Raw genomic sequence first — 14,626 nt, forward strand, 5'->3', positions numbered from 1 at the left:
CTATGTTAGCTCATATTGTTGATTTCTCGATTTTTGGCTCATTCGAGTGAAAGGTCGCCCTGTGGTGACCAATCGTCTGAGCAAATGAATTTGCTCGACAAATATTGAATAAGACCACACTTAGTGATTAGAGCGGAAATTAACCCGCTATAGCAACAATGTTTACGAAAAGAGTCATTTTAAAAGAAACCCCGGCGCAAAGCGCCAGGACTTCTTATTTTCCTTTTAATTTATCTACGATTAAATCAAGCTGTCCTTCGACTGCAATTGGATCATAGTAATACATGTCCTCGAACTTCATTTCATAAAGTTGATCATTCTTCACAGCCTCAAGATTCTGCCATAGAGCACTTTCCTTTGTCTCTTTCAACACATCTTGATTATCCTCAGCGGCATACTCGGTATAAAACATGTGATCTGCTGCATATTCAGGTAATACTTCTAGTGAAATCTGTTTCCAGTTGTCACCTTCGATTACTTCCTTTTGAATCTTTTCAGGTGCTTTTAACTGAAGCGCATCATAAATTACTTGACCACCACGGCCGAAGTTATCACCGAAAACGTAGAAATCCTTCGTTTGTACTTCATAAATACCAACCGTCTCATCTTCACTAATCACACCGTCTAGTTCTTCACGAGCGGCTGCAGCCTTTTCGTCAAATTGTTCGATCCACCCTTTTGCTTCGGCTTCCTTACCAACAATTTCTCCCATTGCCGTTACTTCTTCGTCAAGTGAGTCATATGCTCCAAATGGCATAAGAACAGTCGGCGCAATTTTGGAAAGAAGATCATATTGTTCCTGATCTGTAACGACAATCAAATCTGGATTTAGCGACGTTACTTTCTCAACGGATGGTGGCGTCCCTATATCTTCTATGTCTTTAATTTGTTCTTCAGCAAGATAAGGATTATCAAGAACAAATTGATCTGGAGCTCCTACTGGCGTAATCCCAAGCGCTAGGAAATAACCAACGTAATCCGTTGCTACAATACGTTCAGGATTAGTAGGAATTTCGAATTCCTGACCATCCGGCAATGTAAATGTCTTCATATCACTCCCTGAATCATTTTGACCGGATTTACTTTCTCCGTTCGATTCTTCATTTGCACATGCTCCTAAAATAAGAACGAACATGAACAATAGAATGAGTTGTGTTTTCATTCTATTTTTTTTCAATGTATATACCCCCTAAGTGATATTGAGATTCATTATCATTTAGAAGCTTAGCATTATCTCTACTAGTTGTCTATATTCTTTCTAAAAAATAAAATTTAAGGAATACTATAAGAGCGGGTTGTGGTAGCGTTTTCTTTATAAGATAGAAATATTTTCAAATCAAAAAGTGGTTTATCCTGAAGGTTGTAAGGTTATTAATACTCACATAATCATTTAACGATTTTTGTTATAAAGTTTTATGTTAGGTATCCTTACATAAAAACACAATTATCTGTGAATATCATTAGAATGAACACTAACAAAAAAAATTAAAGGTGAGGTTATTTAATCCATGACTCTAACGAAGAATAGTATTCAACAAGACATCATGAAGGAAGCAAAAGAAAAGAAAGTCGAATTTATTCGCCTTGAATTTACTGACATGCTTGGCGAAACGAAAAACGTAGAACTACCAATTGAAGAATTGGAAAGCGTTATGAATAACGAAGCTATGTTTGACAGCTCTTCCATTGCAGGCTTCTCTGATATTCAGGAAAGTGATATGTACCTTTTCCCTGATCTTGAAACATTTAAAGTTCTTCCAGACGCTGTTGATCAGGATTGTATCGCTCGCTTTGTTTGTGACATTCATACACCAGATGGCGAGCCATTCGAAGGCGACCCACGCTACATCCTAAAAAGAGCTATGAAAGAAGCGGAAGACATGGGTTATACCGTTAACGTTGGTCCAGAGCCTGAATTCTTCCTATTTAAATTAGATAAAGAAGGTTACCCAATTCGTAAAATGAATGACCGTGCTGGTTACTTCGATGCATCACCTAAAGATAAAGGTGATCAAGTTCGTCGTGATATCGTACGTACGCTTAAGAAATTTGGATTCCAAATGGAAGCTTCCCACCACGAAGTAGCACAGGGACAGCATGAAATTAACTTCCGTTTTGATAGTGTTATTAAAGCAGCTGATAACATCCAGACGTTTAAAAACGTTGTAAAAGATGTTGCAACTGGCCATGACTATCATGCAACATTTATGCCGAAGCCAATCGCAGGCGAAAACGGATCTGGTATGCATTGCCACCTTTCCCTTTTCACAAATGGCGAAAGTGCATTTTTCGATGAGAACGATCCCGAAGGCATTTCAACAACAATGAAACAATTTATGGCTGGTATCCTTTCTCATGCAAATGGACTTGCAGCGATTACCAACCCGAACGTTAACTCTTATAAGCGTCTCGTTCCTGGCTATGAAGCACCTGTAAGTGTTGCTTGGTCTCACTCTAACCGTAGCTGTATGATTCGCGTTCCGACAACTCGTGGAATGGGTACTCGTTTCGAAATCCGTAACCCGGATCCAACAGCTAACCCTTACCTAACTCTTGCTGCTGTTATTCACGCAGGACTTGAAGGAATTCGTCATGAGCTTGATGCTGGAGCACCAGAAACACGTAACTTATATGAAGTATCAACGGAAGACGTTCCAACACTTCCAACGAACTTGAAAGAAGCAATTAAAGCTCTTCAAGAAGACAAAGTTGTTATGGAAGCACTAGGTGATCACACTTCAAAAGTTTACATTGAAGAAAAAGAAAAAGAATGGATTGAGTACTCTCTGAATGTAAGTCAGTGGGAAATCGATCGCTATATGAATAAATAATACAAATAGAAGAGCTGCCTCAGAATGAGGCAGCTCTTCTATTTGTTCTATATTGGTGATCCATGCTTTCGTTTGCAGTCTTTAAGCTTCTGGTAAAGAATGATTTTCTCATCTAATCGTTTACTTAGAAGAAGGATTTTACCACTTGAATAATCATCTACTTCTTTTCCAAGATCATAAAGCACCATTCGCAAATTATTAATTTCATGTTCAAGACGCTGCAATAACATAGCGCTCTCCCTTTTTGTATGTCTTTTTTTTAGAGTAACACAAAACCCCAGTATTAATTTCATTTTTTTACATTTTACATAGTTTTTTACATTCAAAAGGTTTTTTCGTGGGTATTGTTGCAATTAAAATTGTGGTTGATGTGCGCTACAGGATGCTCGCTTTCCGCGGGGCGGGCGGTGAGCCTCCTTCCGCTCCAATTAGCTGAGTATGGTTTTAAATACAAGAATTCGTTAAAATCCATCAATCTTTTAGAAAAAATTCTTTTAAAAAGATGGCAATGTTAGCTCATATTGTTGATTTCTCGATTTTTGGCTCATTCGAGTGAAACTTCAGTTTCACTCGCCTTTCAGCATAGCTGAAAGGTCGCCCTGTTGTGCCCAATCGTCTGAGCAAATGAATTTGCTCGAAACGATTGGGCACAACAGGGCGTAAATGAGCCAAAAATCAACACTGTTCATTAACATAGTCTTTAGAATAGAGCCTTTTAAAAGATACAATCCATTCCCAATGAAAATTTGAAAACATTGAATACTTGAACATTACTTGAAAAGATTGACCACCCTTTTGTTGACTGTTATGATTCTCGTTATAAATTTAACCTAAAAGCTCCACCTTGTATAAGTTCAGGAATATGGCCTGAACGTTTCTACTAGCTACCGAGAATGGCTTGTCTACAAGGAATGATGAATACTTCATATTCCTTGTGATTTGACTCCGGCTTGTAGCGGGAGTCTTTTTTTGTTGAAAAACAGGAGGGTACATCATGAGAAATTTCTTCCAGTTCACGGAAAGAGAAACGACTTATAGAAAAGAGACGCTCGCAGGTATTACGACGTTTCTATCTATGGCTTATATACTTGTCGTTAACCCGATTATCCTAAGTGAAGCAGGAATTGATAAGGGGGCACTCTTTACAGCTACCGCTTTGTCAGCCATCGTTGGTTCACTTCTAATCGGACTACTTGCTAATTTTCCAGTCGGTATTGCACCGAGCATGGGACTCAATTCATTCTTTACCTTTTCAGTCGTAATTGGAATGGGGATTGATTGGGAAATTGCGCTAACAGGTGTGTTTATCGCAGGAATTATTTTTATGATTCTTAGTTTACTCAAAATTCGCGAGAAAATCATTAATGTTATACCGCAAGACCTGAAACATGCGATCGCAGGTGGAATCGGCTTTTTCATTGCCTTCATTGGATTGAAGAATGCTGGGATTGTCGTAAGTAATGAAGCTACCTTCATCTCTATTGGACAGCTTACAACACCTACCACTGCCCTTTCTGCTTTCGGGTTTATTATTACATTAATGATGCTCATCAGAGGCATACGTGGAGGAATTTTCTATGGTATTGTCATCTCAACGATCATTGGAATGATTATTGGACTTGTGCAGGTTCCTACTTCTATCGTAGGTCAGGTTCCGAGCCTTGAGCCAACATTTGGAGTTGTGTTTCAGCACCTTGGTGACATCTTTACACCGGAGATTCTTGCAGTTATTTTCACATTCTTATTCGTTGCTTTCTTCGACACAGCTGGTGCTCTGATTGCAGTAGCGAGTCAAGCTGGTCTAATGAAGAACAATCGAATTCCGAACGCGGGTCGTGCTTTACTTGCTGACTCAACTTCCGGCGTCATCGGAGCGATCTTTGGTACATCCACAACTGCTTCTTTCGTTGAATCGTCAGCTGGTGTTGCAGTGGGTGGACGAACAGGATTTACGTCTGTTGTGATTTCAATTTGTTTCTTTATCGCCCTCTTCTTCTCGCCAATTCTTGGTGTTATTACACCAGAAGTCACAGCACCCGCACTGATCATCGTTGGTGCTCTTATGGCTACAGAGGTAAAACACATTAACTGGAATCGCTTAGAAATTGTCATCCCAGCATTTGTGACGATCATCATGATGCCACTTACATTCAGCGTGGCAACAGGAATTGCACTTGGTTTCATTCTTTACCCATTTGCAATGATTGCGAAAAAAGATTGGAAACAAGTTCATCCAATTATGTATTCGCTAGGCTTTCTTTTCATCCTTTATTTCATTTATTTATAAAGCATAGATCCATTGAACTCATATGGAATAATGTACTTTTAATCTTTTCACTCATCTCTATGCACCTTCATAATTTAATAGAAAACAACTGAAGGTGCACAATGACAAAAACATTCGGAACTGCTTTAAACTGCATTGATGGGAGAACGCAAATACCGGTCACAAAGTGGTTAAAAAGACATTTTGGTGTAGATTATGTAGATTTAATAACAGAGCCTGGAATGGATCGAGTGTTATCTCAGGCGACGTATATTGAGTTGGATAGGATACGAAAGAATGCAGTGATTTCGATAGAAGCTCACCATTCAAAGGTGATCGTAGTTGTAGGACATTATGATTGTGCTGCAAATCCAGTGAGTGACGAGCAACATTTTAAAGATATTCAAGCATCCGTCCAAACAGTCCGATCTTGGTGCTTGCCTGTCGTCGTTGTAGGTCTATGGGTTGATCAATTCTCAGATGTGTATGTTATCTGTTAGTAAGTATAAAGAAACGAGAGAACTAAGTCTCACTTAGTTCTCTCGTTTTTTTGATTATAAATTATCTTTGTAAGGATTCGAAGTTTCGTCTCCACTGTTCTGCTTTCTCAAGTGCCATGATATCTTCTTTTACTTCACCAGGCTTTACTCCACTACCAATAATGTAGTCGACAAACTCCATATTCACGAATTCAAAAATGTAGTTAAACTGTTGAATGAGTGGTAGGCCTTTCACTTTTGCACTACTGCCACCAGTTACAACCACATACGCTTGTTTCTTCGTTAGTTCTTCTTTCAAATTAAGATTCTCATCTCGTAAGTACTGGGACCACCGATCAAAGAAGTTCTTCATCGGTCCAGTCATTCCGTACCAGTAAAGAGGTGTGGTAAAAATAAGCGTATCATGGGTTAACAGCAAGTGAAGTAATTCTTCATAATCATCATCTACTGGTGAAAAACCACCTTCGGAATGTCTTTTATCAATAATTGGATTAATTTGTTTATCGGAAAGCGACACAATCGTGTGATCCGTTCCTTCTAGAATTCTTTCAGTCAGGTATTGTGAATTTCCATTTTGTCGGGTGCTTCCTAATAGAGCTAAGATTTTCAAGTATGACCTCTCCTTTACAAACCCGCATGTGATTTAACTGTTAGTTCGTTTCTATTCCTGTAGTCGTGTTAAGATCATTCCATAGATTGCTCCAATAATAGTATCTCTTCTCAGACGGTTTTGTTTTCACTCGTGCAAATAACTTTGCCACAACGTGGTTATATGTCATCTAAATCGCAATCCTACATTACTATATGCATGAATGCTTGTGATTGAAATAAAAAGCGCAATAATACTAATGACACTAGCCCTGTATTAAGAAGCGCTTTACTGAATAAGGAACTATTTTGTGGATAGCGCTATCAGCAACGATTACTTAACCATTTCTTTTCGGTGCTTCTGAAATACAGTATACCACCGCACACACCATTGAAGTTATCTATAATTATCGATACATATAATCAATAATATTGATGGAGGAGCATAATGGACTTAAATTATTTCTATACGTTTAAAGAAGTTGTGAGATGGGGGAGCTACACCCAGACGGCTGAAGAGCTTGGCTATGCCCAATCAAGCGTAACGACACAAATTAAAAAGCTTGAAGAGCACTACCAGGTTAAGCTTTTTGAACGTGTTGGAAGAAAGATGAGATTAACTCAATCAGGAGAACAGCTTTATGACTATGTGAAAGGCATTACTAAACTAGCAGACGAAGCTGAAGAACAGATGAGGAGTGATTCGAATTTAAAAGGAACTGTTCGAATCGGTACAGTTGAATCTCTTGCAGCGTATTTTATTACTCCTTTCATTAAATCATTGAAGCAACAGCATCCTGAATTGAGAATCTTGTTAGAATCAGGTCTTTGTCCAAATTTAATAGAAGGTACAATGGATGGTACTTACGATATTGCCCTTCTCCTGGATCGTCTTCAAAATCACCCTGAATTAACAACGATTCCGATTCGACAGGAAGAAATGGTGCTAATTGCGCCTCCCGACCATCCACTAACGAAACTAGATGAAGTAACGTTAAAAAGACTCGAAACGGAAACACTCATTCTAACGGAAGAAGGCTGCTCTTATCGTGTCCTCCTTGAACAACTATTGCAAGAAGAAGAGGTACAAGCCAAATCCGTGATTTCGTTCAGTAGCTTAGAAGCGATTAAACAATGTGTCGCAGATGACCTTGGCATCGCACTGCTACCTAGAATTGCCGTTGAACGAGACGTTCGTAACGGCAATGTTGTGGCGCTCCCATTTCATCAAAATACCATTAAAGTCTATACTCAGGTTGTGTATCAGCAGAAAAAATGGATTTCACCACCATTGAAGCAATTTCTCTCTTTATTGGAAAACTGAAGAAAAAGCGTCCAGCAAAATGCCGGGCGCCTTTTTTTGTGATGAAACAGCACTAACTCTTATTAGACTGTCTTCCTTTTAATTTCAGAGAATAGAAGATTACAAATGCCGCCCCAACACCCATTGATATCGCAACATCGCTATAAAGCACCCCACCTCCACTAGCAATGTAATAAATCACTGTCACGCTGACTGCCGTTAAGCTAACAAGCAAACTCATCATAATAATCAATTTACTCTTTTTATTGTGCATGTAGAAACCTCCTCCAAAATCCATGCGCCCTTCCATCTAATCATCGTATTCCTTCTTCCCAAATTTTAACTCATCTATCTGAATACGCCAATTTATATTGGGAATAACTTGTAGCGAGTATGCAAAGGAGGTCAATCATGAAAGATGAACAGTTAAATGAAGAACATGAATCAGATGAGACTTTAACCAATCGACAGGGACACCCAGTCACTGACAATCAAAATGTGAGAACGGTAGGCAATCGTGGTCCAACAACACTTGAGAATTATGACTTTCTTGAGAAAATCAGTCATTTTGATCGTGAAAGAACGCCTGAACGTGTTGTTCATGCAAGGGGTGCTGGTGCTCACGGGTATTTCGAGTCGTATGGAAAAATAGGAAATGAGCCTATATCGAATTACACACGCGCAAAGGTATTTACTGAGGTAGGTAAACAAACACCCGTCTTCGTGAGATTCTCAACAGTCGTCCACGGCAACCATTCTCCAGAAACGTTACGAGATCCTAGAGGTTTTGCTGTGAAGTTCTATACGGAGGACGGGAACTGGGATTTAGTTGGGAATAATTTAAAAGTGTTTTTCATTCGTGATCCTTTAAAATTTCCTGATATGGTCCACTCCTTTAAGCCAGACCCTGTTACAAATATTCAAGATATGGAGCGAATGTTTGATTTTCTATGCCAAACTCCAGAATCTATGCACATGGTTACATTCCTCTTCTCACCCTGGGGAATTCCAGCGAATTTCCGTCACATGCAAGGATCAGGTGTTCACGCGTATAAATGGGTGAATAAAGAAGGCAAAGCCGTACTCGTTAAATACCACTGGGAGCCAGTGCAAGGTATTAAGAACCTTACGCAGAAAGAAGCCGATCATATACAAGCAACGAATTTTAACCATGCAACGCAGGATTTATATGAGGCGATTGAAAACGAAGATTATCCAGAGTGGGAACTGTACGTTCAGATTATGGAAGATGGTGAACACCCAGAGCTCGACTTTGACCCATTAGATCCAACGAAACTCTGGTACAAGGAAGAGGTTCCATGGCACAAAGTTGGGAAAATGGTACTGAATCAGAATCCAGAGAACTATTTCTCAGAAGTCGAACAAGTTGCATTCGGAACTGGCGTGCTTGTCGATGGTCTTGATTTCTCTGACGATAAGCTTCTACAAGGACGAACGTATTCCTATTCCGATACGCAGCGTTACAGAGTAGGATCGAACTATTTGCAATTACCAATTAATAAGCCAACGAAGCATGTTGCAACAAACCAAAGTGCAGGCCAAATGGATTACAGACAAGACTACGCTGATCATCAGAACCCTCATGTTAACTATGAGCCTTCGCTTATTGGCGGTTTAGAAGAAGCGGAGAATCCAGGGAAAGAGTATGAACCCTATGTTGAAGGTAAGCTTCAGAGAGAGAAAATCTCTCGTGAAAACAACTTCGGTCAAGCTGGTGAAACGTACCGTAGAATGAAGGATTGGGAGCGAGAAGACTTGATCGATAACCTCGTCATTGCACTAGGTGATTGTCGAAAAGAGATTCAAGATCGTATGATATCGATGTTAACAGAATGCGACGAAGACTATGGTAAACGTGTTTCCGAAGGATTGGCAACACGAAAAGCAACAACCGAGGAGAAAATGGAAGATGCTGTACAGGAAGCAGAGCAACGGAGTCATCCGTCAGACCCATATTAAACACGGTTATTCATGAGAATCACCTTATCTACCTCCTTTTCTTTGACAACCTATTAGGACCGATATATAGTTAACGTAACAAGGGGAGTAGCGACCGGTAACGGCCAATGAGTCATCAATACGGTATTTCGATACCTGGTTCATTGGGCTAAGTTTTTAGTACGCAAGACCTTGGTACAATTTCATTGTGCCAGGGTCTTTTTGTATGCGCTGGCGGAGAGGAGCAATATATGATCATTCTAATTTTTCTACTTGCAGCAGCCGTTGTTGTAGGTGCGGCTATTTACCTTAATCAGTTCGGTGATGTCATCAGCAAGAAATCATCTTTAAGCGGTGCTGTTGTTGGTACCTTCCTTATTGCAGGTGCTACTTCACTACCTGAATTAACAACAAGCCTAACAGCTGTCTATATTGATAATCCTGATATTGCAGTTGGAAACATGCTTGGTAGTAACGTGTTTAATCTCTTAATTCTAGCTGTCGTCGATTTACTTTATCGAAAACGAAGATTATTTCAGAAAATCAATACAAAAGCGAATGTACCATCAGCACTTATTGGTCTTCTATTTCTCATCATTTTAATTGTGTCGCTTCTAATTCCAGGGACAATCTCTCTTTTTGGTGTAGGCATCGAGATGATTGTGATTGTTCTCTTGTATGTGCTATCCATGAAATACATTTCAAGTGACGACGGTGAGCAAGAAGAGGTTCCGACGAAAGATTATTCTCTTCGTACGGCTGTCATCGGATTTATCGTCGCTGCACTAATTGTCTTTGTATCAGGTAGTATCCTATCCATTTCCGGTGATCGCCTTGCAGAAGCAACAGGTATGAATGCAAGTTTTGTCGGGAGTTTTCTAATTGCAGCGTCTACATCTCTACCAGAGCTTGTTACAGTACTTGCAGCTTTTAAACTAGCAAACTATAACATGGCGATCGGCTCCATTCTTGGTAGTAATCTATTTAATATTCAATTGTTAGTTCTTACAGACGTGCTCTATAGAGATGCCCCTATTCTTTCTGCTGTCGGTTCTTCACACATCTATACCGCCATTCTAGGAGTTGTGATGACACTTGTTATTGTGTACTTGTTGTTAAGACCATCCGTCATTCGGAATCAATGGCGCTATGCTGCCCCTTCCCTCGTGATGGCTTTGTTGTACATTGTTGCTTCATATATTTTGTTCTAGAAAGAAGCGTGCTGGTAGCCAGCACGCTTCTTCTTTATTTCCTATTACTTTAGTCAATCCCAGAATCCACCGTCTGAATGGATAATCTGTCCTGTTACCCATCTAGCAGCATCGCTCACAAGAAAGCTTACAAGACGTGCAGCATCTTCAGGAGTCCCAATACGACCGGTGGGGAATTTCTGTTTTAAGAAATCTTGGGTTTGCTTATCCATACACCCTGAGTCAGTCGGGCCTGGATCAATCGCATTAACCGTAATATGTGACGAGGCAAGTTCAGTTGCAAGGGATGTTGTAAAAGCAGAAAGGGCTCCTTTTGTCGTAATGTATGCAATGTTTCCAGGTTGTGGACTCTTATCTTGACCGGATACAAAATTCACAATTCTACCACTGTGTTGTTCTTTCTTGAGCTGCTTTGCAAACTCTACTGTTAACATGCATGTTCCTGTTACGTTAACTGCACAATGATGATCAAACAGTTCCATTGTTACTTCTTCATGACTAACCTCTACACAAAATGTTGCGTTATTTACTAGAATCGATAGCTGACTAGGCATCTTTTCCACTTCATCTAGAAGTCGCTTTGGTGCATCACGATCACTTAAATCGAGCTCCATCGATTCAGCTTTTACACCATAGTTACGTAATTCATGTTTAAAGTTCTCTGCAAAGTTATGATTAGCATCTTCATACCCAGTGTTTTGATCGTATCTAGTTAAATGTGTGAAAAAGATGTCAAACCCGTTGCTAGCTAACTCACGACAAATGGCAGCACCTATCCCTTTAGGACGGCTAGCACCTGTTACGATCGCTAGTTGATTCTTTATTCGTTTACTCACTTATTCTTCCTCCTTATGAAGGAATACGGTGACCACAATGAAAGGAGATGATACTGAAAAAGACAGACCCCTATTAGGCGCCTGCCCTCGTCGTTTATCAATCATGAACGCGGCATTCCCTGTACTGGTAGTAAAATGACAGACCTATCCCTTTGCAGAAATAGGACGATTCAATTCATTCACCATTACAGGATTTATCCACACATACTCACGATCTCCTTTCCACATATCTCCTTTGTTAACTATAGCAAGCGCTTACAACTATAAGCAATCTATTTTTTTGAGAAACCTTATTAAAAACACGCTATCGTCTACTAAATACTTCGAATCCGAGAAGTATGAGTTTGAAATAAGGTTTACCGTGGAATTACAGTAATATTACTTCTACTACGAGGAGATTACTACATGCAAAATAAAAATGGTGTCATTCAGCGACTAATGGACAAAGACAGAGATTGCATGAATGAACTTTACGATAACTACATCCATCACATCCAGCGAATGATAGCCAAAAGTGACATCGATCCGGTCGATCATGAGAAGATTATTACTCAACTTTTTCGTGCGATTTGGTCATCTCCTGAGATCCTCAACAAAGAGAAACACATCTCCATTTCCATCACAAAACTCTGCCTTGATCTTACAAAATCATATGTAATCAGCGTTAGGTGAAAAAAATGACCCTTCGAACACTTGCTAGTTCCTTTCCTATAGCAGTTTCCTCAAGATTAATCTCTTCCTTCTATTAATAAAGTTAACTATTTGTTCCCCTCCAATGTTCTCTATTCGTCACCTCCCTTAATAAATAATGGTATACTTATTCATATCAAATTGTCAGCCATTAGTCTTGAATAGGAGGATATCCTTTAATGCAACGAAACAAACAACTTCATGAATTTTTATTAAATAGAGCAGAGCAACTTACCGAAGAATGGTATGAATCATTAGATAAAACCGGATCAGGAGTATACGCTTCAACTGATCCTAACGTTATTCGTAATTTGAAAGCTCAAAATTTTGAATTTCATCAGCACTTATGCAAAATATTCGTTATGGAAAAAGAAGCATTTTTCAAAGAATTCGATGAGTGGGTTATTGAGATTGGAAGAGATCCAGAACATTTAAATACACCCACACACCTCATTATGAGAGAATTTCTACGTGTACGTGAACAATACATGGGGTTTATTAAAGAATATGTTGATTCACTAAGTGCTCCTCCCTCCCAAGAATTAATTGATGTTTGGAAGTATGCCGTAATTGAAGCCATTGATGTTGTGATGACGCGCGTTGTAGAGGAGAAAACCAATCACCTTAACGAGCGTATCGAGGAGCAACAGCAAACGATTAATGACTTGAGCTCACCTCTTATCGATCTTCCAGAAGGTAAAGCGTTGTTACCGTTGGTAGGAGATATTGATTCTGATCGAGCAAGCGCTATTCTAGAAAATACACTAGAAGGATGCACAACCAAAAAAGTTGATCATCTGTTCATCGACCTATCTGGTGTTTATCTTGTTGATACCCTTGTCGCTCAACAAATCTTTCAACTCATTAACGGACTGAAATTAATTGGTGTAACGACAACACTGTCAGGGCTACGCCCAGAAATTGCACAAACTGCCGTTCAATTAGGTATCGACTTTGGCGGAATTAATATTACCTCAAACCTCGCAGGAGCCATTTCGATGGGAACGAATTAACAACTCAATATGAAGTTAATATCCGCTCTTCAATGAAGAAAGAGCGGATATTTTTATTAATCGAACTTCTCTAGCCCACTTACATACGTCTCAACAACCACTTTCCGTGACTCTTCCAAATTGACCGAAAGCTGAAATCCACTTCTCCGTTCAAGATCAACAAGACCATGAAGCAAACTTCTAAGTCCTCTTACCATGTGCACTTTTTCAACTTCATCAAGAGCAAAATCGCTCAATGTTTTCATTGTTAATTGAACGATACCCTCCCCTGCTGTTTGGACTTCTTGATCAAGCGGATTTGGTGCGAGAAATGAACAATCGTACTTGCCAGGATGCTCTTGTGCAAACGAAACGTACGCTTTTGAAAGAGCATGAATGGCTTCTTTTCCACTTACGTTGCTCACCATACTTTCCTCCAACCAATGAAGAAACTCATTAAGCGCAGCAATGGCTACCGCTTTTTTAATTTCATCAAGACTTTTGAAATGGTTATAAAGGGAAGGCGGTTTAATCGCTAACCTTCTAGCGAGCGTTGCCATTGTAACGGCAGTTGCTCCATCTTTCTCTGCAATTCCCATCGCTTCTTTAATTATAAGATCTTTGGATAATCCTCTTGCCGTCACTTCATTCTCACTCCAATAGCTTTTTTGGCCTTTACAATCGCATGCTTCACCTTACTTTCTGGCTCATATAGAAAATCACCATGCCCCACACCTATAATAGTTGGACGATAAGTAAGAAGTTTTTCAACAGAAGCTATAGCACGTTCTTTATCCCACGTCGCAAGTGCAGGAAAAGGAAATCGAAAACGAAGATCGCCCGCGACCGCGATCCCTCCTCTCGTTTGCATTGCATCACCAGCAAGTAAGATGTTGTTTCTTACATCTAGGAACGCCATCATCCCAGGGGTATGTCCAGGTGCTGCAATCGCAACAAGTGATCCAATACGATCACCTTCCTTCAGAAGCGTATCGGGCTGAGTCTTACTATTTCTTGGAACTCCACCTTTAACAGGTAAATTCCCTTCACCAGGTTCAAGTGTCATATCACCATGTAACAGCTTCAACTCGCGTTCGGGTAAGAAGATTTCCACTTCAGGCAAATCAGCTTTCAAACCATCGAGAGAACCAATATGATCACTATGAACATGCGTTAAGACAACTCGTTTAATGGGCTTTCCAATTTGTTTAGCCGTTTCTAGAATAGCTCTTTTACTAAAAGGTAGTGCAGTATCAATGAGTGTTAAACTATTTTCTTCTTCTACGAAATAACAATTAACAGGAAACCACTTTGCCATGAAAGATAACTGATAGACCGTTTGTTTATGTGTTATTCTCATTCATTCTCCCCCTAAACTAATGGTATTAGTTTCATCTCATTATAACTAATACCATTAGTTTTGTATAGAATTTTACAGTTTGTTAAGAAA

At 39.6% G+C, this 14,626-nt stretch carries 16 protein-coding genes and 1 riboswitch; of the genes, 8 read left to right on the forward strand and 8 right to left on the reverse strand.

Annotated features, from left to right (window positions below):
* Positions 1-214: 214 nt before the first annotated feature.
* The gene (locus AB986_RS09200) at positions 215-1,177 is read right to left on the reverse strand and encodes an iron-hydroxamate ABC transporter substrate-binding protein (protein ID WP_236690336.1); all 963 of its coding nucleotides are present in this window, start codon (positions 1,175-1,177) and stop codon (positions 215-217) included.
* A 331-nt stretch (positions 1,178-1,508) separates the two neighbouring features.
* On the opposite strand from AB986_RS09200, the gene glnA reads away from it, so the two are divergent.
* Entirely contained in the window at positions 1,509-2,831 is a 1,323-nt protein-coding gene (gene glnA / locus AB986_RS09205; protein ID WP_048310536.1) for a type I glutamate--ammonia ligase, read from the forward strand.
* A gap of 47 nt (positions 2,832-2,878) precedes the next feature.
* On the opposite strand, the gene AB986_RS09210 is transcribed toward glnA, so the two are convergent.
* Entirely contained in the window at positions 2,879-3,061 is a 183-nt protein-coding gene (locus AB986_RS09210; RefSeq protein WP_048310537.1) for an aspartyl-phosphate phosphatase Spo0E family protein, read from the reverse strand.
* Between the two features lie 594 nt (positions 3,062-3,655).
* A riboswitch (purine riboswitch) is annotated at positions 3,656-3,756 on the forward strand.
* A 69-nt stretch (positions 3,757-3,825) separates the two neighbouring features.
* Here AB986_RS09210 and AB986_RS09215 point away from each other — a divergent pair.
* Both AB986_RS09215 and AB986_RS09220 read left to right on the forward strand, forming a co-directional pair.
* Positions 3,826-5,118: an NCS2 family permease gene (locus tag AB986_RS09215; RefSeq protein WP_048310538.1), complete on the forward strand. Its 1,293-nt coding sequence runs from the start codon at positions 3,826-3,828 to the stop codon at positions 5,116-5,118.
* Between the two features lie 101 nt (positions 5,119-5,219).
* Positions 5,220-5,597, forward strand: a complete 378-nt coding sequence (locus tag AB986_RS09220) for a carbonic anhydrase (protein ID WP_048310539.1) — start codon at positions 5,220-5,222, stop codon at positions 5,595-5,597.
* A 61-nt stretch (positions 5,598-5,658) separates the two neighbouring features.
* On the opposite strand, the gene AB986_RS09225 is transcribed toward AB986_RS09220, so the two are convergent.
* Positions 5,659-6,207 (reverse strand): flavodoxin family protein, encoded by a 549-nt coding sequence (locus tag AB986_RS09225; RefSeq protein ID WP_048310540.1) that lies wholly within the window; start codon positions 6,205-6,207, stop codon positions 5,659-5,661.
* Between the two features lie 40 nt (positions 6,208-6,247).
* Positions 6,248-6,376 (reverse strand): hypothetical protein, encoded by a 129-nt coding sequence (locus AB986_RS22845; RefSeq protein ID WP_269082691.1) that lies wholly within the window; start codon positions 6,374-6,376, stop codon positions 6,248-6,250.
* A gap of 257 nt (positions 6,377-6,633) precedes the next feature.
* Between AB986_RS22845 and AB986_RS09230 the strand changes: the two genes are divergently transcribed.
* Complete coding sequence (locus AB986_RS09230; protein WP_048310541.1) at positions 6,634-7,509, forward strand: LysR family transcriptional regulator; 876 nt, start codon at positions 6,634-6,636, stop codon at positions 7,507-7,509.
* A gap of 52 nt (positions 7,510-7,561) precedes the next feature.
* Here AB986_RS09230 and AB986_RS09235 read toward each other — a convergent pair whose 3' ends face one another.
* Positions 7,562-7,762 (reverse strand): hypothetical protein, encoded by a 201-nt coding sequence (locus AB986_RS09235; protein ID WP_048310542.1) that lies wholly within the window; start codon positions 7,760-7,762, stop codon positions 7,562-7,564.
* 137 nt (positions 7,763-7,899) lie between these two features.
* On the opposite strand from AB986_RS09235, the gene AB986_RS09240 reads away from it, so the two are divergent.
* Together AB986_RS09240 and AB986_RS09245 are read left to right on the forward strand one after the other, a co-directional pair.
* Positions 7,900-9,468: a catalase gene (locus AB986_RS09240; protein ID WP_048310543.1), complete on the forward strand. Its 1,569-nt coding sequence runs from the start codon at positions 7,900-7,902 to the stop codon at positions 9,466-9,468.
* Between the two features lie 230 nt (positions 9,469-9,698).
* Positions 9,699-10,658 (forward strand): sodium:calcium antiporter, encoded by a 960-nt coding sequence (locus AB986_RS09245; protein WP_048310544.1) that lies wholly within the window; start codon positions 9,699-9,701, stop codon positions 10,656-10,658.
* A 53-nt stretch (positions 10,659-10,711) separates the two neighbouring features.
* Here the strand turns inward: AB986_RS09245 and AB986_RS09250 are convergent, their stop codons facing one another.
* Positions 10,712-11,494 carry an SDR family oxidoreductase gene (locus AB986_RS09250; protein ID WP_048310545.1) on the reverse strand — a complete coding sequence of 261 codons (783 nt, stop codon included), beginning with the start codon at positions 11,492-11,494 and terminating at the stop codon, positions 10,712-10,714.
* 405 nt (positions 11,495-11,899) lie between these two features.
* Here AB986_RS09250 and AB986_RS09255 point away from each other — a divergent pair, with 405 nt between their 5' ends.
* Positions 11,900-12,166 (forward strand): hypothetical protein, encoded by a 267-nt coding sequence (locus AB986_RS09255; RefSeq protein ID WP_048310546.1) that lies wholly within the window; start codon positions 11,900-11,902, stop codon positions 12,164-12,166.
* A gap of 197 nt (positions 12,167-12,363) precedes the next feature.
* The gene (locus AB986_RS09260) at positions 12,364-13,197 is read left to right on the forward strand and encodes an STAS domain-containing protein (protein WP_048310547.1); all 834 of its coding nucleotides are present in this window, start codon (positions 12,364-12,366) and stop codon (positions 13,195-13,197) included.
* 56 nt (positions 13,198-13,253) lie between these two features.
* Here the strand turns inward: AB986_RS09260 and AB986_RS09265 are convergent, their stop codons facing one another.
* Together AB986_RS09265 and AB986_RS09270 are read right to left on the reverse strand one after the other, a co-directional pair.
* Positions 13,254-13,820, reverse strand: coding sequence for a TetR/AcrR family transcriptional regulator (locus tag AB986_RS09265; protein WP_053216101.1), 567 nt, complete (start codon positions 13,818-13,820; stop codon positions 13,254-13,256).
* Positions 13,817-14,536, reverse strand: a complete 720-nt coding sequence (locus AB986_RS09270; protein WP_048310548.1) for an MBL fold metallo-hydrolase — start codon at positions 14,534-14,536, stop codon at positions 13,817-13,819. The genes AB986_RS09265 and AB986_RS09270 overlap by 4 nt, the downstream gene beginning before the upstream one ends.
* Positions 14,537-14,626 lie beyond the last annotated feature (90 nt).

This window comes from Guptibacillus hwajinpoensis, assembly GCF_001039475.1.
Classification (GTDB): Bacteria; Bacillota; Bacilli; order Bacillales; family Guptibacillaceae; genus Guptibacillus; species Guptibacillus hwajinpoensis.